Source organism: Streptomyces sp. NPDC001903 (assembly GCF_042891345.1).
Lineage (GTDB): Bacteria > Actinomycetota > Actinomycetes > Streptomycetales > Streptomycetaceae > Streptomyces.
Window position 1 is genome coordinate 31,285 of record NZ_JBIASZ010000032.1, and the last position, 19,609, is coordinate 50,893.

At 72.5% G+C, this 19,609-nt stretch carries 23 protein-coding genes and 1 pseudogene; 5 read left to right on the top strand and 19 right to left on the bottom strand.

Annotation, left to right across the window (positions count from 1 at the left end; translation table 11 throughout):
* Nucleotides 1–58 precede the first annotated feature (58 nt).
* The 11 genes and pseudogenes from lgt to hisI all read right to left on the bottom strand — a co-directional run bounded on the left by lgt (nucleotide 59) and on the right by hisI (nucleotide 9,352).
* Complete coding sequence (gene lgt / locus ACFYZS_RS39230; protein ID WP_389024020.1) at nucleotides 59–1,132, bottom strand: prolipoprotein diacylglyceryl transferase; 1,074 nt, start codon at nucleotides 1,130–1,132, stop codon at nucleotides 59–61.
* Nucleotides 1,133–1,499: 367 nt separating this feature from the next.
* A pseudogene (locus ACFYZS_RS39235) lies at nucleotides 1,500–2,291 on the bottom strand (thioredoxin domain-containing protein); the annotation flags it as partial.
* A 124-nt stretch (nucleotides 2,292–2,415) separates the two neighbouring features.
* The gene (gene trpA / locus ACFYZS_RS39240) at nucleotides 2,416–3,228 is read right to left on the bottom strand and encodes a tryptophan synthase subunit alpha (protein WP_389024022.1); all 813 of its coding nucleotides are present in this window, start codon (nucleotides 3,226–3,228) and stop codon (nucleotides 2,416–2,418) included.
* Nucleotides 3,225–4,478, bottom strand: a complete 1,254-nt coding sequence (trpB, locus tag ACFYZS_RS39245) for a tryptophan synthase subunit beta (protein ID WP_389024025.1) — start codon at nucleotides 4,476–4,478, stop codon at nucleotides 3,225–3,227. Before trpB ends, trpA begins: the two co-directional genes overlap by 4 nt.
* Before the next feature lie 226 nt (nucleotides 4,479–4,704).
* The gene (gene trpM, locus ACFYZS_RS39250) at nucleotides 4,705–4,929 is read right to left on the bottom strand and encodes a tryptophan biosynthesis modulator TrpM (RefSeq protein ID WP_389024028.1); all 225 of its coding nucleotides are present in this window, start codon (nucleotides 4,927–4,929) and stop codon (nucleotides 4,705–4,707) included.
* A gap of 8 nt (nucleotides 4,930–4,937) precedes the next feature.
* The gene (gene trpC, locus ACFYZS_RS39255) at nucleotides 4,938–5,747 is read right to left on the bottom strand and encodes an indole-3-glycerol phosphate synthase TrpC (RefSeq protein WP_132755989.1); all 810 of its coding nucleotides are present in this window, start codon (nucleotides 5,745–5,747) and stop codon (nucleotides 4,938–4,940) included.
* A 172-nt stretch (nucleotides 5,748–5,919) separates the two neighbouring features.
* A complete protein-coding gene (locus ACFYZS_RS39260) occupies nucleotides 5,920–6,399 on the bottom strand; it encodes a DUF2752 domain-containing protein (protein WP_389024031.1) in 480 nt (159 codons plus the stop codon).
* Between the two features lie 61 nt (nucleotides 6,400–6,460).
* A complete protein-coding gene (locus ACFYZS_RS39265; RefSeq protein WP_389024034.1) occupies nucleotides 6,461–6,712 on the bottom strand; it encodes an HGxxPAAW family protein in 252 nt (83 codons plus the stop codon).
* Nucleotides 6,713–6,809: 97 nt separating this feature from the next.
* Entirely contained in the window at nucleotides 6,810–7,457 is a 648-nt protein-coding gene (locus ACFYZS_RS39270) for a TIGR02234 family membrane protein (RefSeq protein WP_389024037.1), read from the bottom strand.
* A 22-nt stretch (nucleotides 7,458–7,479) separates the two neighbouring features.
* Nucleotides 7,480–8,970, bottom strand: a complete 1,491-nt coding sequence (locus ACFYZS_RS39275) for an anthranilate synthase component I (protein ID WP_389024040.1) — start codon at nucleotides 8,968–8,970, stop codon at nucleotides 7,480–7,482.
* A 19-nt stretch (nucleotides 8,971–8,989) separates the two neighbouring features.
* The gene (hisI, locus tag ACFYZS_RS39280) at nucleotides 8,990–9,352 is read right to left on the bottom strand and encodes a phosphoribosyl-AMP cyclohydrolase (protein ID WP_053786912.1); all 363 of its coding nucleotides are present in this window, start codon (nucleotides 9,350–9,352) and stop codon (nucleotides 8,990–8,992) included.
* 84 nt (nucleotides 9,353–9,436) lie between these two features.
* On the opposite strand from hisI, the gene ACFYZS_RS39285 reads away from it, so the two are divergent.
* Nucleotides 9,437–10,069 carry a TIGR03085 family metal-binding protein gene (locus ACFYZS_RS39285; RefSeq protein ID WP_389024042.1) on the top strand — a complete coding sequence of 211 codons (633 nt, stop codon included), beginning with the start codon at nucleotides 9,437–9,439 and terminating at the stop codon, nucleotides 10,067–10,069.
* Nucleotides 10,070–10,244: 175 nt separating this feature from the next.
* Nucleotides 10,245–10,694: a hypothetical protein gene (locus tag ACFYZS_RS39290; protein WP_389024045.1), complete on the top strand. Its 450-nt coding sequence runs from the start codon at nucleotides 10,245–10,247 to the stop codon at nucleotides 10,692–10,694.
* Nucleotides 10,695–10,774: 80 nt separating this feature from the next.
* On the opposite strand, the gene hisF is transcribed toward ACFYZS_RS39290, so the two are convergent.
* The 8 genes from hisF to hisD are packed head-to-tail and all read right to left on the bottom strand — an operon-like array spanning nucleotide 10,775 to nucleotide 16,479.
* On the bottom strand, nucleotides 10,775–11,530 hold the full coding sequence (gene hisF, locus ACFYZS_RS39295) for an imidazole glycerol phosphate synthase subunit HisF (RefSeq protein ID WP_389024047.1): 756 nt from the start codon (nucleotides 11,528–11,530) through the stop codon (nucleotides 10,775–10,777).
* Nucleotides 11,527–11,916, bottom strand: a complete 390-nt coding sequence (locus ACFYZS_RS39300; protein ID WP_389024050.1) for a RidA family protein — start codon at nucleotides 11,914–11,916, stop codon at nucleotides 11,527–11,529. Before ACFYZS_RS39300 ends, hisF begins: the two co-directional genes overlap by 4 nt.
* On the bottom strand, nucleotides 11,913–12,644 hold the full coding sequence (gene priA, locus ACFYZS_RS39305) for a bifunctional 1-(5-phosphoribosyl)-5-((5-phosphoribosylamino)methylideneamino)imidazole-4-carboxamide isomerase/phosphoribosylanthranilate isomerase PriA (protein ID WP_030871531.1): 732 nt from the start codon (nucleotides 12,642–12,644) through the stop codon (nucleotides 11,913–11,915). The genes ACFYZS_RS39300 and priA overlap by 4 nt, the downstream gene beginning before the upstream one ends.
* The gene (gene hisH / locus ACFYZS_RS39310; protein WP_030155932.1) at nucleotides 12,644–13,294 is read right to left on the bottom strand and encodes an imidazole glycerol phosphate synthase subunit HisH; all 651 of its coding nucleotides are present in this window, start codon (nucleotides 13,292–13,294) and stop codon (nucleotides 12,644–12,646) included. Before hisH ends, priA begins: the two co-directional genes overlap by 1 nt.
* Nucleotides 13,291–13,458, bottom strand: coding sequence for a hypothetical protein (locus ACFYZS_RS39315; protein WP_389024053.1), 168 nt, complete (start codon nucleotides 13,456–13,458; stop codon nucleotides 13,291–13,293). Before ACFYZS_RS39315 ends, hisH begins: the two co-directional genes overlap by 4 nt.
* Before the next feature lie 2 nt (nucleotides 13,459–13,460).
* Nucleotides 13,461–14,054, bottom strand: a complete 594-nt coding sequence (gene hisB, locus ACFYZS_RS39320; protein WP_030155936.1) for an imidazoleglycerol-phosphate dehydratase HisB — start codon at nucleotides 14,052–14,054, stop codon at nucleotides 13,461–13,463.
* Nucleotides 14,051–15,160 carry a histidinol-phosphate transaminase gene (locus ACFYZS_RS39325; protein ID WP_389024057.1) on the bottom strand — a complete coding sequence of 370 codons (1,110 nt, stop codon included), beginning with the start codon at nucleotides 15,158–15,160 and terminating at the stop codon, nucleotides 14,051–14,053. Before ACFYZS_RS39325 ends, hisB begins: the two co-directional genes overlap by 4 nt.
* Nucleotides 15,157–16,479, bottom strand: a complete 1,323-nt coding sequence (gene hisD / locus ACFYZS_RS39330; protein WP_389024060.1) for a histidinol dehydrogenase — start codon at nucleotides 16,477–16,479, stop codon at nucleotides 15,157–15,159. The genes ACFYZS_RS39325 and hisD overlap by 4 nt, the downstream gene beginning before the upstream one ends.
* Nucleotides 16,480–16,603: 124 nt before the next feature.
* Here hisD and ACFYZS_RS39335 point away from each other — a divergent pair, with 124 nt between their 5' ends.
* The 3 genes from ACFYZS_RS39335 to ybaK all read left to right on the top strand — a co-directional run bounded on the left by ACFYZS_RS39335 (nucleotide 16,604) and on the right by ybaK (nucleotide 19,519).
* The gene (locus ACFYZS_RS39335; protein ID WP_389024063.1) at nucleotides 16,604–18,205 is read left to right on the top strand and encodes an oxidoreductase; all 1,602 of its coding nucleotides are present in this window, start codon (nucleotides 16,604–16,606) and stop codon (nucleotides 18,203–18,205) included.
* Between the two features lie 62 nt (nucleotides 18,206–18,267).
* A complete protein-coding gene (locus tag ACFYZS_RS39340) occupies nucleotides 18,268–19,008 on the top strand; it encodes an LON peptidase substrate-binding domain-containing protein (RefSeq protein ID WP_389024066.1) in 741 nt (246 codons plus the stop codon).
* A 13-nt stretch (nucleotides 19,009–19,021) separates the two neighbouring features.
* A complete protein-coding gene (gene ybaK, locus ACFYZS_RS39345) occupies nucleotides 19,022–19,519 on the top strand; it encodes a Cys-tRNA(Pro) deacylase (protein WP_389024068.1) in 498 nt (165 codons plus the stop codon).
* Nucleotides 19,520–19,609 lie beyond the last annotated feature (90 nt).

Genomic DNA, 19,609 nt, shown 5'->3' on the forward strand with positions numbered 1-19,609 from the left:
CGGGAGGGGCGCCGCGCGGTGTGCGCGGCGCCCCTCCCGTGTGGTCCGGAAGAGCCGGTCAGAGCTTCTTGGCAGTCTTCGGAGCCTCGGCGTCCGCCGTCACGGCATCCCCGGCCCCGGCGTCGGAAGCGGCCTCGGCCTCGGCCTTGGCGTCGGCCCCGGCGTCCGCCTTGGCCTGGGTCCCGGCATCTGCCGTGGCGTCGGTCTCGGCCTGCGCGTCGGCCTTCGGCTCGGATTCCCCGTCCCCGGAGTCCTTCGCCGCGTCCTTCGCCGCGCCGTCCGCCCCGTCCTTGGCCGCGGGGTCGGATGCCGCGGGCCCGCGGTCCGGCTCCACGACCTCCTCGCGGCCCGGCCGCAGCTTCGCCGACAGCACGAGGTAGACCACGGCCAGGATGAAGACCACGATCGAGGTCCACACGTTCAGCCGGACACCGAGGATGTGGTGCGCCTCGTCGACGCGCATGTACTCGATCCAGCCGCGGCCCACGCAGTACGCGGCGACGTACAGGGCGAACGCCCGGCCGTGGCCGAGCTTGAAGCGGCGGTCGGCCCAGATCACGAGCGCGGCGACGCCGAGGCACCACAGCGACTCGTACAGGAAGGTCGGGTGGTAGGTCCCGGCGATCCGGTTCGGGCCGTCGCTGATCTCGACGGCCCAGGGCAGGTCGGTGGCCCGCCCGTACAGCTCCTGGTTGAACCAGTTGCCCCAGCGGCCGCAGGCCTGGGCGAGCGCGATGCCCGGGGCCAGGGCGTCGGCCCAGGCCGGCAGCGGGATGCCGCGCAGGCGGCAGCCGATCCAGGCGCCCACGGCGCCCAGCGCGATCGCGCCCCAGATCCCGAGGCCGCCCTCCCAGATCTTGAAGGCGTCGACCCAGTTGCGGCCCTCGCCGAAGTACAGCTGGTAGTCGGTGATCACGTGGTAGAGGCGACCGCCGACCAGGCCGAACGGCACCGCCCACACGGCGATGTCCGCGACGGTGCCCGGCTTTCCGCCGCGCGCGATCCACCGCTTGTTGCCGAGCCAGACGGCGACGAAGACGCCGATGATGATGCAGAACGCGTAGCCGCGCAGCGGGATCGGTCCGAGATGGATCACGCCGGTCGACGGGCTGGGGATATAGGCAAGGTTCATGGCAGAGCCGACGCTACCCTGCCGGGCGGTACGGACCGCAACCCGCCCGGCAACCTGGCGCCAAATCGAGACGGGGCGGCAGGGGGCGTCGGCGGGTCAGGGGCGGCCCCCCTGACCCGAAAGGCACGGCCTAGTCCTCGCCTGCCCCCTTCGCCACCCCGGCCGAGCCGGCCGAGCCGGCCGAGCCGGCCCGCGAGCCCGTCCCGGTGGAGGAGGACTTCGCCACGGCGGAGGAAGAGGCCGACGCGGACGCGGAGCCCCCGCTCTTCGCCCCCTTCGCGGAGGCGCTCGGCGAGGCGGAGTGCGCGGCGGAGGACGAGGGCGATGCGGACGGAGACGGCGAGGACGAGGCGCTCCCGCCACCGCTGCCCTTCGCGGCGGCCTCCACCTGCTCCTTGAGCTTCTGCGGGGTCACCGGGTTGGCCTGGTCGGCGAAGATGTCCTTGCCGTTCAGCAGCACGCTCGGGGTGCCCCGGAACTTCCCGGCGCGGAAGGCCTCGTAGGACTTGTTCACCCAGCTGTTGTGCGTCCCGTCCTCCACGCACGCGCGGAATTCGGGGGTGACCAGCCCGTCCACCTTGCCCGCCAGCTCCAGCAGCTTCGCGTTGTTCCCGTAGGCGTCGTCCGTCTCCTGCGGCTGGTTCTCGAAGAGGATGTCGTGGTACGCGGGGAACTTCCCGGCGTCCTGCGCGCAGGCCGCCGCGTTGGCGCCCTTCAGCGAGCCGCTGCCGCCCATGTTCCCGTCGATCAGGGTGACCAGGTGGTAGTCGACCTTGAGCAGGCCCTTGGCCTCCAGCTCGTGGATCGTGTCCCGGTAGTTGGTCTCGAAGGACTTGCACGCCGGACAGCGGAAGTCCTCCCACACCGTCAGGGTGGACTTGGCCTCGGGCTTGCCGGCCTGGATGGCGAGCGCGTCCTTGCCGGTGGCCCCGGAGGGGGCGGTCACCGGGCCGCCGGCCGCCGCCTTGTCGCCCTTGCCGGTGTTGGCCGCGATCAGGCCGACGACGGCCGCCAGGCCGAGGACGCCGACCACGGCCGACGCCACGATGAGGGTCCGCCGCCGCTTCTCCCGCTTCTTCTCGCGCTCGCGCTCCACCTGGAGCCGCTCGCGGGCCGATCGTTTCGCTTCGCGGTTCGCACCGTCGTTCTTCTCGCTCACGTTCGGCCAAACGAAGCGGGGAGGCACTCGCGTGCCTCCCCGCTCCCACTTCCACCCGATCGGACTACAGAACCCGCTCAGGGGTTCGCGGCGCCGATCGAACGCACGGGTCCGCCGGCGGGCGTCAGCCCCTGCGGACGCCTTCCGCGAGCTCGCCCGCCAGGGCCCGTACGGCCGCCAGCCCGGCCGGCAGGTCCGGCGCGTCCAGCAGCAGCTTCACGAAGGCCGAGCCGACGATCACCCCGTCGGCGAACCCCGCGACCTCCTTGGCCTGGACGGCGTTGGAGACGCCGAGGCCCACGCAGACCGGCAGTTCGGTGGTGGCGCGCGTACGGCGGACCAGCTCCTGGGCCTCGTTGCCGACGGACTCGCGGGTGCCGGTGACACCCATCAGCGAGGCGGCGTAGACGAAACCGGAACCGGCGGCAGTGATGGTCGCCAGGCGCGCGTCCTTGCTGCTCGGAGCGACGACGAAGACGGTCGCCAGACCGTGCTTGTCGGCGTGCTCGCGCCACAGCGCGGACTCCTGGACCGGCAGGTCGGGCAGGATGCAGCCCGCGCCGCCCGCCGCGGCCAGCTCGGCGGCGAACCGCTCCACGCCGTAGCGGTCGATCGGGTTCCAGTACGTCATCACCAGCACCGGCGCCCCGGTCGCCGCGTGCGCCTCGCGCACGGTGCGCAGCACGTCGGCGATCTTGACGCCGCCGCGCAGGGCGATGTCGTCGGCGGTCTGGATGATCGCGCCGTCCAGGACCGGGTCGCTGTGCGGGAGGCCGACCTCGACCACGTCCGCGCCGCCCGCGATGACGGCCTTGACGGCCTCGATCCCGCCGTCGACGGTCGGGAAGCCGGCCGGCAGGTAGGCGACGAGGGCCGCGCGGTCCTCGGACTTGGCCTTGGCGAGGGTGGCCGACAGGAGTTCGATGTTGCCGCTCACTTGGTCTCCCCCTCGGAGGCGTCGGCGTCGTACAGGTCGAAGTAACGGGCGGCCGTGTCCATGTCCTTGTCGCCGCGGCCGGACAGGTTGACCACGATCAGCCCGTCCTTGCCGAGCTCCTTGCCCAGGTCGAGGGCGCCCGCGAGCGCGTGCGCCGACTCGATCGCCGGGATGATGCCCTCCGTGCGGGAGAGCAGGCGCAGGGCCTGCATCGCGGCGTCGTCGGTGACCGCGCGGTACTCGCCGCGGCCGCTGTCCTTGAGGTAGGAGTGCTCCGGACCGATGCCGGGGTAGTCCAGGCCGGCCGAGATCGAGTACGGCTCGGTGATCTGGCCCTCCTCGTCCTGGAGGACGTAGCTGCGGGAGCCGTGCAGGATCCCGGGCTCGCCCGCGGTCAGCGTGGCCGCGTGCTCGCCGGTCTCGACGCCGTGCCCGGCGGGCTCGAAGCCGACCAGGCGGACCCCGGCGTCCGGGATGAAGGCGTGGAAGAGGCCGATGGCGTTGGAGCCGCCGCCGACGCAGGCCGCGACGGCGTCGGGCAGCCGGCCGGCGCGCTCCAGGATCTGGCGGCGGGCCTCGACGCCGATGACCCGGTGGAAGTCGCGGACCATGGCCGGGAAGGGGTGGGGGCCGGCGACCGTGCCGAAGAGGTAGTGGGTGCGGTCCACATTGGCGACCCAGTCGCGGAACGCCTCGTTGATGGCGTCCTTGAGCGTCCGGGAGCCGGACTTCACGGCGATGACCTCGGCGCCCAGCATGCGCATGCGGGCCACGTTGAGGGCCTGGCGCTGGGTGTCGATCTCGCCCATGTAAATGGTGCACTCGAGGCCGAAGAGCGCGCAGGCGGTGGCGGTGGCCACGCCGTGCTGGCCGGCTCCGGTCTCGGCGATGACGCGGGTCTTGCCCATGCGCTTGGTGAGCAGCGCCTGGCCCAGCACGTTGTTGATCTTGTGCGAGCCGGTGTGGTTGAGGTCCTCGCGCTTGAGGAAGATCCGGGCGCCGCCCGCGTGCTCGGCGAACCGCGGCACTTCGGTGAGGGCGCTGGGCCGGCCGGTGTAGTTGACCATCAGGTCGTTGAGCTCGGCCGCGAAGGCCGGGTCCCCCTTGGCCTTCTCGTACTCGACGGCGACCTCGTCCACGGCGGCGACGAGCGCCTCCGGGATGAACTTGCCGCCGAAGTCGCCGAAGTAGCCCTCGGCGTTCGGGACGTGACCCTCCGGGTCCGGAATGAAGAACGAGCTGCTGGACATGTCCAGTACTCCTACGGGTGCGATGGGATGGGTGCACCGTATTGCGCCGCGGGCCCGCCGCACGCGCACCCCGCTGCGGGGGTGGGATGCGTACGGGCGCAGCGGCCCGCGCCCGGAGCCGGCGGCCCGGGGCTGCGGACCGTAAGCGAGCACCGCGCGGGGCGGTACGCCGCCGCCGTCTCGGCGAGACGGTGGCGTCAGGCGTACCGGACCGGGGCGGTCCTCGTTACAGCGCGCCTGCGGTGCGCCATCGCATGCCGTTGACCTGACCGGGCTCGGAGCCGATCACATAGCGGACCCGGCGCCCGTGCACCCGCCGGGCCGGTGCGCGGCAGCCGCGGGGGCGGCAGCCGCGCGCCAGGGGCGCGTACGCCGTCGGCACGCCGACCGGGCCGCGGCGGGCTGCCTGCGGCACGTGCGGCGTGCGGACGGAGGGGCGGTCGGGAGCCATGGGACGGGTCAGCTCCGCCCGTGGCGCAGGGCGGGGTGGGCGCCGGCGGCGACGAGGTCGGCCACGGCCGCCTTCGGGTCGCGTCCGGTGACCAGGGACTCCCCGACGAGGACGGCGTCGGCGCCCTCGTTGGCGTAGGCGATCAGGTCGTGCGGCCCGCGGATGCCGGACTCGGCGACCTTGACGATGTGGGCCGGGATCTCGCCGACGACGCGCTCGAAGGTGGAGCGGTCGACCTTGAGGTCCTTGAGGTTGCGGGCGTTGACGCCGATGATCTTGGCGCCGGCCGCAACCGCGCGCTCGACCTCGTCCTCGTCGTGGACCTCGACGAGCGGGGTGAGGCCGATGGACTCGGCCCGCTCGATCAGGGAGACGAGGGCCTCCTGCTCCAGGGCGGCGACGATCAGCAGCGCGAGGTCGGCGCCGTAGGCGCGGGCCTCCCAGAGCTGGTACGCCGTGACGATGAAGTCCTTGCGCAGGATCGGGATGTCCACGCGGGCGCGGACGGCCTCCAGGTCGGCCAGCGAGCCGCCGAAACGACGCTGCTCGGTGAGGACGGAGATGACCGCCGCACCGCCCGCCTCGTAGTCGGCCGCGAGCCCGGCCGGATCCGCGATCGCGGCCAGCGCGCCCTTGGAGGGGCTGGAGCGCTTGACCTCGCAGATCACCTTGACGCTGTCGCCGCGCAGGGCAGCGACGCCGTCCTTGGCCTGGGGCGCCTTGGCGGCACGCTCCTTGAGCTCGTCGAGGCTCACGCGGGCCTGCCGTTCGGCAAGGTCTTCGCGGACCCCTTCGATGATCTCGTCGAGCACACTCACGCGAGCGGCCCCCTTCCGGGTCGATGACGGTCGGCCGCCTTGCAGACACGTACAACTGCAAGGTCAGCAATCAAATGGTATCCGCAGGAGGCCTTGCCCTCCGCACGCGGTTGACGGCGTCCCATGGAATGGACATTCGGAATCCGGGATTCATAAGGGAATCTCCCGGTCCTCACGGGGCCAGTACGGCTCCGAACGGCAGGTTTCGGACCACCACGAAGACCGCGGCCAGCACGCCGATGGCCCACCAGTGCGGCCTCCGCAGGGCAAAGCGCGGGGTCGGACCGCCGCGGTAGGCGCGAACCAGCCACAGGATCATGAACCCGGCGAAGACGAAGTAGGCGACGACTGCCAGGGCATTTGCCCCCAAAGCGGTGATCAGATCGCCCTGGGCGAACGCGTGCGCACTGCGCAGACCGCCGCATCCGGGGCACAGGATTCCGGTCAGCCGGAATAGCGGGCAGACCGGATAGTGGCCGGGTTCATTGGGATCCACGGTGCCCACGTACGCAAACGCCAGACCCGCCGCGGCCAGCGTGAGCCCCGGCGAGGCCAGCCGCCGCGGGCGGCTCTGCGCGGGCGGCACAGGCGGCACGGGCGGCACGGCGTAGGGGCTGTGAGGGGCGTCCACGCGCTGATTCTCTCCGCTCATGACAAAAGGCGCAGCCCAACAGGGCCGCGCCTTTCGAAACCGTTCACCGGCACCGGTCCGGTCAGACCTTGGCGGCGGCCTTGTTGGCGGCGATGACCACGGCCAGGTCCTGGTGGGAGGCCTTCGGCGCGCCCATGCCCGCGGCCTTCATCGCGAGACCGACCACACCGCCGAGCGCGACGACCACGAGACCGGCCCAGAACCCGAGCGGGTTGGCGAGCACCATGAAGGCGCCGGAGATGCAGAAACCGATGAAGGCGATGATGACACCGGTCCAGGCGGCCGGGGTGTGTCCGTGGCTAGTGCCCGCCATGAGTTGCTCCTCGTTTGCTCTGTCGCAGGGTGTTCAGAAGACACGGCTTGTGCCGAATGCTCAGTGCTCATTGTCCCGCACCGGACGGAGTGCGTGGTCAGCGGGTCGGGTCCTCGCCGCGGTCCAGGGCCTTCCACAGGTCCTCGGGCCGGTCGGGGTCCACCGCCGCCGGTTTGCGGACCCGCGGGCTGCCGTCCCGCTCGTAGCGGCCGCCCATCGCCGGCCAGCCGCTGCCGAACCGCAGGGCCAGCAGTCCGGCGATCAGGATCAGGGCCGCGCCGGCGGCCGTGATGTACGGCCAGGGCGTATGGGTCAGCGCCCCCACCCGGGCCGCGGTGTCCGCCGTCGTACGGGCGGCCTGCGCGTCCAGCGCCTGCCGGTCGTCGGCGGCCAGTACGGCGGCCAGGGCCGCGCCCAGGCCGCTCAGCGCGAGCAGCCCGGAGACCAGCAGCCGGCTCCTGCCGCGTACGGCGAACACGGCCACCAGGGCCGCGAGGCCCACGATGGCCAGGGCCGCCGGCAGCCCGGTGACGGCCCGCCCGTCCGCGGTGAGCGGCAGCGAGCCGCCCCCGACGGCGGCGGTGCCCCGGGCCCAGACGCGGCCGGAGGCGAGCAGGACGACGGTGGCGCCGAGCGCGCCGAGCAGCAGGGCGACGGCCACGCTGCGGCGGCCGCCGCGGCCGTCCGGGGCCTGCGGATCGGCGGGGGCGTCGGCGTCGGTTCGGGGTGGGGGTACGGCACTCACGTACCCACTATCCCCTACCGGGTCACGAGCCGTTCAGCCGGTTCGCCGCTCCCACCGCGCGCAGGACGGCGGCGGCCTTGTTGCGGCACTCCAGGTCCTCCAGCTCGGGCACCGAATCCGCGACGACTCCCGCGCCCGCCTGGACGTACGCCGTGCCGTCGCGCAGCAGCGCGGTGCGGATGGCGATGGCCGTGTCGGAGTCCCCGGCGAAGTCCAGGTAGCCCACGCAGCCGCCGTACAGGCCGCGCCGGGAGGGCTCCAGCTCCTCGATGATCTGCATGGCGCGCGGCTTGGGCGCGCCCGAGAGGGTGCCCGCCGGGAAGCAGGCGGTCAGCACGTCGAAGGCGGTCTTCCCCTCGGCGACGCGGCCGGTGACCGTGGAGACGATGTGCATGACGTGCGAGTACCGCTCGATCGACATGAAGTCGACGACCTCGACCGATCCCGGCTCGCAGACGCGGCCGAGGTCGTTGCGGCCCAGGTCGACGAGCATCAGGTGCTCGGCCCGCTCCTTGGGGTCGGCCATCAGCTCCTCGGCGAGCGCCTGGTCCTCCTGCGGGGTGGCCCCGCGGTGGCGGGTGCCGGCGATCGGGTGGACCATGGCCCGCCCGTCCTCGACCTTGACCAGGGCCTCGGGGCTGGACCCGACGACGTCGAAGCCGTTCTCGAAGCGGAACAGGTACATGTACGGGGACGGGTTGGTGGCCCGCAGCACCCGGTAGACGTCCAGCGCGGAGGCGGCGCAGGGGGTCTCGAACCGCTGCGAGGGCACCACCTGGAAGGCCTCGCCGGCCCGGATCCGCTCCTTGATGTCCTCGACGGCGTCCTGGTACTTCTCCCTGCCCCACAGGGCCGAGAACTCCGGCAGCTCGGAGGCGGGCAGCGGGGTGGGCGTGTACGGGGCGGGCCGCGCGAGGTCGGCCTCCATCGCGTCGAGGCGGGCCGTCGCGTCCGCGTACGCCTCGTCCACGCCGGTGTCGAGGTCGTTGTGGTTGATCGCGTTGGCGATGAGCTGGACCGTGCCGTCCCAGTGGTCCATGACGGCCAGGTCGGAGGTGAGCAGCATGGTCAGCTCGGGCAGCCGCAGGTCGTCGGCGGTGTGCTCGCCGATGCGCTCCAGGCGGCGCACGATGTCGTAGCCGAGGTAGCCGACCATGCCGCCGGTGAAGGGCGGCATGCCGGCGGCGAGGTCGCGGGGCGTGTGCAGGGTCTGGACGGTGGCGCGCAGGGCGTCGAGCGGGTCGCCGTCGGTGGGGACGCCGACGGGCGGGGTCCCGATCCAGTGCGCGCGGCCGTCCCGGACGGTCAGCGTGGAGGCGCTGCGCACGCCGACGAAGGAGTAGCGGGACCAGGAGCGGCCGTTCTCGGCGGACTCCAGGAGGAAGGTGCCCGGGCGTTCGGCGGCCAGCTTGCGGTAGAGCCCGACGGGGGTGTCGCCGTCGGCCAGCAGCTTGCGGCTCACGGGGATGACGCGGCGGTCCGCCGCGAGCTTGCGGAACGTCTCAAGATCCATGGGGTGGGACCCTACCTACCTATTCGGCCAGCGGAAGGACATCGGCGTCGAAGCACGTGCGGGCGCCCGTGTGGCAGGCGGCGCCGACCTGGTCGACCTTGACGAGGAGGGTGTCGGCGTCGCAGTCGAGGGCGACGGACTTCACGTGCTGGAAGTGGCCGGACGTATCCCCCTTCACCCAGTACTCCTGGCGGCTGCGGGACCAGTAGGTGCAGCGGCCGGTGGTCAGGGTGCGGTGCAAGGCCTCGTCGTCCATCCAACCGAGCATGAGCACCTCACCGGTGTCGTACTGCTGGGCGATGGCCGGGACCAGGCCGTCCGCGGAGCGCTTGAGCCGGGCGGCGATGGCGGGATCGAGGGAGGACGTACTCATGGGGGCCATTGTGCCGCGCCCGGAGGGCGGTGAAGGATCACCGTCCGCCTGATGGGCGGGCAAAGCGCGGCCCGCGGTCGTAGGGTGGCCCCCATGTCTACCCATGCGAAGCGCGAACGCCTGCTGCTGGCGGACCTGTTGGAAGCGGCGGGGCCGGAGGCGCCGACGCTGTGCGACGGCTGGCGGGCCCGGGAACTGGCGGCGCACGTGGTGGTCCGCGAGCGCCGGCCGGACGCGGCGGGCGGCCTGCTGCTGAACGTCCTGAAGGACCGGCTGGACAGGGCGATGGCCGAGTACACGGCCAAGCCGTACGAGGAACTGATCCAGCTGATCCGGACCGGACCGCCGAAGATGTCCCTCTACTCGGTGAAGCAGATCGACGAGGCGGCCAACGCGGTGGAGTTCTACGTGCACTCCGAGGACGTACGGCGCGCCCAGCCGGACTGGTCGCCGCGCACGCTGGACCCGGTGTTCTCGGACTCCCTGTGGGCCCGCCTGGAGAAGCTGGCCCGGCTGACCGGCCGCCGCTCACCGGTGGGCCTGGTGCTGCGCCGCCCGAACGGCCAGACGGCGGTGGCGCACAAGGGCACCCCGGTGGTGACGGTCACCGGCGAGCCGGGCGAACTGACCCTCTTCTGCTTCGGCCGCCAGGACGCGGCCGCGGTGGAGCTGGACGGCCCGAAGGAGGCCGTCGCCAAGCTGACGGTGGCCAAGCTGGGCATTTGAGCACCGGGGGCCGGGAGGGTCGATGGGCGGGCGCTGCGGAGCGCCGGTTCCGCCGGGCCGGTGAAAACGGCATGGCGCTCCGAGGGGAAAGGTTTCCGCACCCCGCCCCCTCCCTACGCTCCGTCACGGATGCCGACCGATTCGGTGTCGTCACCGTGGAAGGAACGGAACCCCCATGCGTCTTCGCACCACTGCAGCCGCGCTCGCCGGAGCCCTCGCCCTGGTCCTCCCCGCCGGAGCCCAGGCGTTCGCCGACGAAGGCAAGACCCTCGACTACGTGTACGTGGACCAGCACGACGCCGAGAAGAACGCCCAGATCAAGGATGCCGGCGCGGACAAGTGCCACGCGCTGCCGTCCGCCTCGTCGATGGTCGTCGAAGCCGTGAACAGGACCGACTCGGAGGTCCTGCTGTTCGAGGACGCGGACTGTGCCGGCGAGCCGGTGGCCGTCCTCCAGCCCGGTGACAAGGCCGGCGACTTCCACGCCGCCGCGGTGGTCTTCCGCCAGGTGCGCGAGCAGGGGCAGACCGGCGGGCAGGAGGCGGACAAGCAGGAGAAGCAGGAGAAGCCGCAGACGCCGGAGCAGCAGGACGACGACTCCGACTCGTTCGACGACTTCCGCTAGATCGTCCGAGCACCCCTGCCGCACCGGCCGGGACCGGGGCCATCCCCCGCGTCGTCCCGGCCGGTGCGGCCCGGCGGCGGTCAGCGGACGGGGTGGCCCGCCTCGCGCAGGGTCTCCTTGACCTGGCCGATCCGCAGGTCGCCGAAGTGGAACACCGAGGCCGCGAGCACGGCGTCGGCGCCGGCCGCGATCGCCGGGGCGAAGTGCTCCAGCCGCCCGGCGCCGCCCGAGGCGATCACCGGGACGCTGACGTGCCTCCGTACGGCCGCGATCATCTCGGTGTCGTAGCCGTCCTTGGTGCCGTCCGCGTCCATCGAGTTCAGCAGGATCTCCCCGGCGCCCAGCTCGGCCGCCCGGTGCGCCCACTCGATGGCGTCCATGCCGGTGCCCTGGCGGCCACCGTGCGTGGTGACCTCGAAGGAGCCGGTCGCGGTGCGCCGGGCGTCCACGGACAGCACGAGCACCTGCCGCCCGAACCGCTCCGCGATCTCCCGGATCAGTTCGGGGCGCGCGATGGCGGCGGTGTTCACGCCGACCTTGTCGGCGCCGGCCCGCAGCAGCTTGTCCACGTCCTCCGCGGTGCGGACGCCGCCGCCCACGGTCAGCGGGATGAACACCTGCTCGGCGGTCCGCCGCACCACGTCGTACGTGGTCTCGCGGTTCCCGGACGACGCGGTGATGTCGAGGAAGGTCAGCTCGTCGGCGCCCTCGGCGTCGTACAGCTTGGCCATCTCCACCGGGTCGCCGGCGTCGCGCAGGTTCTGGAAGTTGACGCCCTTGACGACGCGGCCGTTGTCCACGTCCAGGCAGGGGATCACCCGTACGGCGAGGGTCATGCGGACGCCTCCTGCACCGGGCCGTACGCCTCGACCTCGACCTCGACGACCATCGACGGGTCGACGAAGCCGGAGACGATCAGCATCGTCGCGGCGGGCCGGACGTCGTCGAAGAGGGTCTTGTGGGCACGGCCCACCTCGTCCACGTCGCGGGCGTGGGTGAGGTACATGCGGGTGCGCACCACGTCCTGCGGTCCGAGTCCCGCCTGGGCGAGGGCCTTGAACGCGACGCCGAACGCGGCGACGGTCTGGTCGTACGGGCCGCCCGCGTCGCCGGCGGTGCAGCCGGAGACGAGCACGAGCCCGTTCGGGAGCTGCACGGCGCGGGAGTACGCGATGACGTCCTCGTAGGGGCCGCCGGAGGAGATACGACGTACGGAACTCATGCGGAGACCACCTTCAGGGCTTCTTCCAGGGTGAAGGCCTTCGCGTACAGGGCCTTGCCGACGATCGCGCCCTCGACGCCCGCCGGCACCAGGGCGGCCAGCGCCCGCAGGTCGTCCAGCGAGGAGATGCCGCCGGAGGCCACGACCGGCCGGTCGGTGGCGGCGCAGACGTTCTTCAGCAGCTCCAGGTTGGGGCCGGTCAGCGTGCCGTCCTTGCCGATGTCGGTGACGACGTACCGGGCGCAGCCCTCGGAGTCCAGGCGCGCGAGGGTCTCGTAGAGGTCCCCGCCCTCGCTGGTCCAGCCGCGGCCCTTGAGGGTCGTGCCGCGTACGTCGAGTCCGACCGCGATCTTGTCCCCGTGCTCGGCGATGGCCTTGGCGGCCCACTCGGGGGTCTCCAGGGCGGCGGTGCCGAGGTTGACGCGGGTGCAGCCGGTGGCGAGGGCCGCGGCGAGCGAGGCGTCGTCGCGGATGCCGCCGGACAGCTCGACCTTGATGTCCATGGCGCCGGTGATCTCGGCGACGAGCGCGCGGTTGTCGCCGGTGCCGAAGGCGGCGTCGAGATCGACGAGGTGGAGCCACTCGGCCCCGGAGGCCTGCCAGGCGAGGGCGGCCTGGAGCGGGGACCCGTAGGAGGTCTCGCTGCCGGACACGCCGTGCACGAGGCGGACGGCCTGGCCGTCACGGACGTCGACGGCAGGCAGCAGTTCGAGCTTGCTGGCGGTCATCAGAGGGTCTCGATCCAGTTGGTGAGGAGCTGGGCGCCGGCGTCGCCGGACTTCTCGGGGTGGAACTGGGTGGCCCACAGGGCCCCGTTCTCCACCGCCGCGACGAAGGGCTCGCCGTGGGTGGCCCAGGTGACCTTGGGGGCGCGGATCACCGGGTTGGTGACCTCCAGGCTCCAGTCGCGGACCGCGTACGAGTGCACGAAGTAGAAGCGGGCCTCGTCGTCCAGGCCCTTGAAGGCCTGGCTGTCGGCCGGGGCGTCCACGGTGTTCCAGCCCATGTGGGGCACGATCGGGGCGCGCAGCGGCTCGACGGTGCCGGGCCACTCGTCGAGGCCCTCCGTCTCCACCCCGTGCTCGATGCCGCGCTCGAAGAGGATCTGCATGCCGACGCAGATGCCCATGACGGGCCGGCCGCCGGAGAGCCGGCGGCCGATGATCCAGTCGCCGCGGGCGTCCTTGAGCCCCTGCATGCAGGCGGAGAAGGCGCCGACGCCGGGGACGAGCAGCCCGTCGGCGTCCATGGCCTTGTCGTAGTCGCGGGTGATCTCGACGTCCGCCCCGACCCGCGCCAGGGCGCGCTCGGCGGAACGTACGTTTCCGAAGCCGTAGTCGAAGACCACGACCGTCTTGGTCGGTCGGGCTGCGCTCATTCCCAAATCCCCTGGATCCGCAGGACTCCGGCGGCGAGGCACATCGCGGAGCCGATGGCGAGCAGGATGATGACCGACATGGGCATCTTCTGCTTCTGGAAGGAGTAGACGCCGCCGGCCAGGAAGAGGCCGAAGACGATCAGGATGGTGTTCAGGCCGTTCACGGCTAGAGGGCGCCCTTCGTGGAGGGCAGGATCCCGGCCGCGCGCGGGTCGAACTCCGCCGCGTAGCGCAGGGCGCGGGCCAGGGCCTTGAACTGGCACTCCACGATGTGGTGGGCGTTGCGGCCGTACGGGACGTGGATGTGCAGGGCGATCTGGGCCTGCGCGACGAAGGACTCGAAGATGTGCCGGGTCATCGTCGTGTCGTACTCGCCGATCATCGGCGCCATGTTCTCGGGCTCGGTGTGCACGAGGTACGGGCGGCCGGACAGGTCGACGGTCACCTGGGCGAGGGACTCGTCGAGCGGCACGGTGCAGTTGCCGAAGCGGTAGATGCCGACCTTGTCGCCGAGGGCCTGCTTGAAGGCGGCTCCGAGCGCGAGCGCGGTGTCCTCGATGGTGTGGTGGCTGTCGATGTGCAGGTCGCCGTCCGTCTTGACCGTGAGGTCGAAGAGGCCGTGGCGGCCGAGCTGGTCGAGCATGTGGTCGTAGAAGCCCACGCCCGTCGAGACGTCGACCTTGCCGGTGCCGTCGAGGTTTATCTCGACGAGGACCGAGGTCTCCTTCGTGGTCCGTTCGACCCGTCCGATGCGGCTCATGCGTGCTGCTCCTTCTTCAGTGCGCGAACCGCTTCCAGGAACGCGTCGTTCTCGGCCGGGGTGCCGGCGGTGACCCGCAGCCATCCCGGTACGCCGTTGTCCCTGACCAGGACACCCTGGTCGAGGATCTTCCGCCAGGCGGTGTGCGAGTCCTCGAACTTCCCGAACTGGATGAAGTTCGCGTCGGACTCGGTGACCTCGTAGCCGATCGCCCGCAGCTCGGTCACCAGGCGGTCCCGCTCGGCCTTGAGCTGTTCGACGTAGCCGAGCAGGGTGTCGGTGTGTTCGAGGGCGGCCAGCGCGGTCGCCTGGGTGACGGCCGACAGGTGGTACGGCAGGCGTACGAGCTGGACGGCGTCGACCACGGCCGGGTGGGCGGCCAGGTAGCCCAGGCGCAGCCCGGCGGCGCCGAAGGCCTTGGACATGGTCCGGGAGACCACCAGGTTGGGCCGGCCCTCGATCAGCGGCAGGAGCGAGTCGCGGTGGCTGAACTCCACGTACGCCTCGTCCACGATGACCAGGGAGGGCTTGGCCGCCTGCGCGGCCTCGTAGAGGGCGAGGACGGTCTCCGCCTCGACCGCGGTGCCCGTGGGGTTGTTGGGCGAGGTGATGAAGACGACGTCGGGGGCGTTCTCGGCGATGGCCTGCTCGGCCGCCTCCACATCTACGCGGAAGTCCTCCCGGCGGGGACCGGAGATCCAGCCCGTGCCGGTGCCGCGCGCGATCAGCGCGTGCATGGAGTACGAGGGCTCGAAGCCGATCGCGGTACGCCCCGGTCCGCCGAAGGTCTGCAGCAGCTGCTGGATGACCTCGTTGGAGCCGTTCGCGGCCCAGACGTTCTCGCGCGAGACCGGGTGTTTGGCGGTGCGGGTGAGGTACGCGGCCAGCTCCGTCCGCAGCTCGACCGCGTCCCGGTCGGGGTAGCGGTTGAGGGTGCGGGCGGCGTCGGCGACGCGTTCGGCGATCCGCGCCACGAGCTCGGCGGGGAGCTCGTACGGGTTCTCGTTGGTGTTCAGCTGGACGGGCACGTCGAGCTGCGGGGCGCCGTACGGGGTCTTGCCGCGCAGTTCGTCCCGGATGGGGAGGTCGTCGATTCCGAAGCTCACCGGGTCGGCACCTTCCATCCGAAACGGGCCTTGAGGGCCGCACCGTGCGCCGGCAGGTCCTCGGCCTCGGCCAGCGTCACCACGTGGTGCGTGACCTCGGCGAGGGCGTCGCGCGTGTAGTCGACGATGTGGATGCCGCGCAGGAAGGACTGCACGGACAGGCCGGAGGAGTGGCAGGCGCAGCCGCCGGTGGGCAGCACGTGGTTCGACCCGGCGCAGTAGTCGCCGAGCGAGACCGGGGCCCACGGGCCGACGAAGATCGCGCCGGCGTTCCGTACGCGGGCGGCCCAGGCCGCGGCGTCCGCGGTCTGGATCTCCAGGTGCTCGGCGCCGTACGCGTCGACCACCTTGAGGCCGTCCTCCAGGCTGTCGACCAGCACGATCGCGGACTGCTTGCCCGCGAGCGCCGGCTTGATCCGGTCCTCGACGTGCTTGGTGGCCGCGACCTGCGGCTCCAGCTCCCGCTCGACGGCGGCCGCGAGCTCCTCGGAGTCGGTGACGAGCACGGCGGCGGCCAGCGGGTCGTGCTCGGCCTGGCTGATCAGGTCGGCGGCGACGTGCACCGGGTCGGCCGTGGAGTCCGCGAGGACCGCGATCTCGGTCGGGCCGGCCTCGGTGTCGATGCCGATGCGTCCGGTGAAGTAGCGCTTGGCGGCGGCGACCCAGATGTTGCCGGGGCCCGTCACCATGTTGACCGGCAGGCAGTCCTCGGTCCCGTACGCGAACATCGCGACGGCCACGGCGCCGCCGGCGGCGTACACCTCGTCCACACCGAGCAGCGCGCACGCGGCGAGGATCGTCGGGTGCGGCAGGCCGCCGAACTCCTTCTGCGGCGGGGAGGCCAGCGCGATCGACTCGACGCCCGCCTCCTGCGCCGGTACGACGTTCATGACGACGGAGGACGGGTACACGGAGCGGCCGCCCGGGGCGTACAGGCCCACGCGCTCGACCGGAACCCACTTCTCGGTCACGGTTCCGCCGGGGACCACCTGGGTGGTGTGTTCGCCGCGGCGCTGCTCTCGGTGGACGATCCGGGCGCGCCGGATCGACTCCTCGAGCGCCGCGCGGACGGCCGGGTCGAGCTCGGCGAGGGCGGTCTTGAGGGCCTCGGCGGGGACCCTGACCTGCTCCAGCGTGACGCCGTCGAACTTCTGCGCGTACTCGATCAACGCCGCCGTGCCGCGATGATGGACGTCCTCGCAGATGGGCCGCACCTTCTCCAGGGCAGCTTCTACGTCGAACTCGGCACGGGGCAGCAGATCGCGCAGGGCGCCGCCCTCGGGGAGGGCGTCACCGCGCAGGTCGATACGAGAGATCACCTCCCAATTCTCTCAGACCGCCTCCCGCCACCGTTCGCCCGTATCACTGGCTGATACACGCCCCGGACGTCACTGCCGCCCATTAGCGTTCCCCTACACGTATGCGCAGCGGAGGGGGGCCGCCATGGCGGAGGCACGGGCGGGCGAGCAGCCCGCGGATCTCACCGATCCCGAACGCCGCATGTGGCAGGCGTACCGGACGGGCAGCGTCTGCGATCTCAGCGCCCGCGCCGCCAACGAGGACGATCCGCACGACAGCGGGCGGACCTGGGGCGCCGGGCGCAGCGTCCGCGCGCAGGTGGTCGCGCTGCTGCTGCTCCACGGCCCGCCGCCGGTGCCGGGCCGGGTGTCCGCGCTGAAGCTCCGCGGCGTCCGGATCACGGGCCGGCTCGACCTGTCCGGCGGGACCGTGCAGCCGTACGTCGAACTCCAGTCCTGTCGCTTCGACAGCGAGGTCCAGCTCTCCGAGACCCGGTTCATCACCCTCCGCATGATCAACTGCGCGATACCGCGGCTGGACGCCTCCCGGCTGCACACCGAGGGCGATCTGCACCTGCCGCGCTGCCGCGTGGCCCGCGGGATCCGGCTGACCGACGCCCAGATCGGCACCGACCTGCTGATCAGCCAGGCGGTGGTGCGGCGGGACAACAAGGGCCGGGCCATCGCCGCGGACGGGATGTCGGTCGCCCAGGACTTCCAGGGCGAGCTGCTGGAGACGGACGGGGAGGTGAGCCTGCGCGGCGCGAAGGTGGGCGTGTCGATGAACCTGCGCGGGGCCCGGCTGCGCAATCCGCACGGGCGGCGCGCGCTGAACGCCCCGCAGCTGACCGTCGAGCGGACCCTGTACCTGACCTCGATCGCCCTCGACTACGTCCCCGGCGACTCCGGCTCCTCCACTCCCCCGTACGGGCTCGGCCAGACGCCCACGCGCGGGCAGCGGGCCCAGCGCTTCGAGTGCCGGGGCGGGCTGCGCCTGGACGACGGCCGCTTCGGCGACGCGGTCGACTTCTACGGCGCCCGCTTCATCCTGGCCGAGGAGCAGGAGGTCTCGCTGCGCCGGATCCAGACCCCGGAGCTGCGGTTCGTCGGGGAGCGGCCGGAGCGGGGGCGGGTGGTGCTCTCGGGGGCGAAGGTCGTCAAGCTGGTCGACACCTCCACCAGCTGGCCCGGCCCGGGCGGGGTCTCGATGGAGGGGTTCGCGTACGAGAACCTCGCTCCGCGCGGCCACTTCCCGCTGGCGCGCCGGCTGGACTGGGTGGCGGCGGCCACCCCCGAGTACTCGCCGGAGCCGTACGAGCGGCTGGCCTCCGTACTGCGCGCCAGCGGAGAGGACGCGGACGCCCGCGAGGTGCTGCTGGCCAAGCAGCGCCGGCGCCGGGCCACCCTGCCGCCGGCGCTCAAGGCCTGGGGGTACCTCCAGGACTGGACGGTGGCCTACGGGTACCGCCCGGGCCGGGCGGCGCTGTGGATGGCGGTGCTGTGGGCAGCGGGCGCCCTGCTCTTCCACCGGCACCAGCCGCCCCCGATCAAGGCGGACGAGCACCCGCACTGGGACCCGGCCCTCTACGCGCTGGACCTGCTGCTCCCGGTGATCGATCTCGGCCAGGACAGCCAGTGGAAGGTGGAGGGCGGCTGGCAGTGGGGCTCGGCGGCGCTGGTCCTGCTGGGCTGGACCCTGGCGACGACGGTGGCGGCGGGAGCCTCGCGGCTGCTGCGGCGGGGGTGACCGGGCGGAGCGCGGACAACGGAGGTGACAGGCCCCGGCCCCCGGCCACTACCCTGTGCCTCGTGACCACCGTTCGCCTGCCCCTCTTCCCGCTCAACTCGGTGCTGTTCCCGGGACTCGTCCTCCCGCTGAACGTCTTCGAGGAGCGTTATCGCGCCATGATGCGCGAGCTGCTGAAGACGGGCGAGGACGAACCGCGCCGCTTCGCCGTCGTCGCGATCCGCGACGGCCGGGAGGTCGCGCCGACCGCGCCGGGCCTGCCGGACCAGACGGCGCTGCCCGAGCGGGGCCCGACGGCGGGCTTCGGCCCGGACCCCGTCCAGGCCTTCCACCGGGTGGGCTGCATCGCGGACGCGGCCACGATCCGGGAGCGGGAGGACGGCAGCTTCGAGGTCCTGGCCACCGGTACGGCGCGGGTGCGCCTGCTGTCGGTGGACGCCTCGGGCCCGTACCTGGTCGCCGAGCTGGAGGAGCTCCCGGAGGACTCGGGAGACGGGGCGGGCGCGCTGGCGGAGGGGGTCCTGCGGGCCTTCCGGAACTACCAGAAGCGGCTGGCCGGGGCCCGGGAGCGGTCCCTGACCTCGGGCGCGGACCTGCCGGACGAGCCGTCGGTGGTCTCGTACCTGGTGGCGGCGGCGGCCGTACTGGACATCCCGGCGAAGCAGCGGCTGCTGCAGGCGCCGGACACCGCGACGCGGCTCGCGGAGGAACTGAAGCTGCTGCGCGCGGAGACGGCGGTCATCCGCCACCTGCCGTCGCTGCCGGCGGTGGACCTGACGCGCGCGCCGACCAGCCCGAACTGATGGCGAAGGACTGATGGCGAAGAAGAAGGCCCCCGCTGCGGCGGGCACTCCGGCGATCGTGGCCCTGAACTCCGCAAGGGCGGAGTTCACGGTGCACGCGTACGAGCACGATCCGGCGCACCCCTCGTACGGCGAGGAGGCGGCGCAGGCCATGGGGGTCTCCCCGGACCGGGTCTTCAAGACGCTGGTCGCGGAGGTGGACGGCGTGCTGGTGGTGGCGGTGGTCCCGGTGTCGGGAAGCCTGGACCTGAAGGCGCTGGCGACCGCGGTCTCCGGGAAGCGGGCGGCGATGGCCGACCCGGCGCTGGCGGAGCGGACGACGGGCTACGTGCGGGGCGGCATCTCCCCGCTGGGCCAGCGCAAGCGGCTGCGGACGGTGGTGGACGAGTCGGCGACGGCGCACGCCACGATCTGCGTCTCGGCGGGCCGCCGGGGCCTGGAGGTCGAACTCCCGCCCGCCACCCTGACGACCCTGACGGCGGCCACCCTGGCCCCCATCGGCCGCGCCTAGGGGGTGTCGTCAAAGTAGCTTCGTCCGCCCGTGAGGGCGGGGCCGGCGGGGTCTGGTGCGTGCGATCGCAAGGCGGAGGAGAGAGGCGAC

What these genes read in the sequence shown, in the direction of transcription:
- lgt (WP_389024020.1), bottom strand. Translation starts at nt 1,132, where the DNA reads ATGAACCTTGCCTATATCCCCAGCCCGTCGACCGGCGTGATCCATCTC.
- trpB (WP_389024025.1), bottom strand. Translation starts at nt 4,478, where the DNA reads ATGTCCAGCAGCTCGTTCTTCATTCCGGACCCGGAGGGTCACGTCCCG.
- trpM (WP_389024028.1), bottom strand. Translation starts at nt 4,929, where the DNA reads ATGGCTCCCGACCGCCCCTCCGTCCGCACGCCGCACGTGCCGCAGGCA.
- ACFYZS_RS39260 (WP_389024031.1), bottom strand. Translation starts at nt 6,399, where the DNA reads ATGAGCGGAGAGAATCAGCGCGTGGACGCCCCTCACAGCCCCTACGCC.
- ACFYZS_RS39265 (WP_389024034.1), bottom strand. Translation starts at nt 6,712, where the DNA reads ATGGCGGGCACTAGCCACGGACACACCCCGGCCGCCTGGACCGGTGTC.
- ACFYZS_RS39275 (WP_389024040.1), bottom strand. Translation starts at nt 8,970, where the DNA reads ATGGATCTTGAGACGTTCCGCAAGCTCGCGGCGGACCGCCGCGTCATC.
- hisI (WP_053786912.1), bottom strand. Translation starts at nt 9,352, where the DNA reads ATGGCCCCCATGAGTACGTCCTCCCTCGATCCCGCCATCGCCGCCCGG.
- ACFYZS_RS39285 (WP_389024042.1), top strand. Translation starts at nt 9,437, where the DNA reads ATGTCTACCCATGCGAAGCGCGAACGCCTGCTGCTGGCGGACCTGTTG.
- ACFYZS_RS39290 (WP_389024045.1), top strand. Translation starts at nt 10,245, where the DNA reads ATGCGTCTTCGCACCACTGCAGCCGCGCTCGCCGGAGCCCTCGCCCTG.
- hisF (WP_389024047.1), bottom strand. Translation starts at nt 11,530, where the DNA reads ATGACCCTCGCCGTACGGGTGATCCCCTGCCTGGACGTGGACAACGGC.
- ACFYZS_RS39300 (WP_389024050.1), bottom strand. Translation starts at nt 11,916, where the DNA reads ATGAGTTCCGTACGTCGTATCTCCTCCGGCGGCCCCTACGAGGACGTC.
- priA (WP_030871531.1), bottom strand. Translation starts at nt 12,644, where the DNA reads ATGACCGCCAGCAAGCTCGAACTGCTGCCTGCCGTCGACGTCCGTGAC.
- hisH (WP_030155932.1), bottom strand. Translation starts at nt 13,294, where the DNA reads ATGAGCGCAGCCCGACCGACCAAGACGGTCGTGGTCTTCGACTACGGC.
- hisB (WP_030155936.1), bottom strand. Translation starts at nt 14,054, where the DNA reads ATGAGCCGCATCGGACGGGTCGAACGGACCACGAAGGAGACCTCGGTC.
- ACFYZS_RS39335 (WP_389024063.1), top strand. Translation starts at nt 16,604, where the DNA reads ATGGCGGAGGCACGGGCGGGCGAGCAGCCCGCGGATCTCACCGATCCC.
- ybaK (WP_389024068.1), top strand. Translation starts at nt 19,022, where the DNA reads ATGGCGAAGAAGAAGGCCCCCGCTGCGGCGGGCACTCCGGCGATCGTG.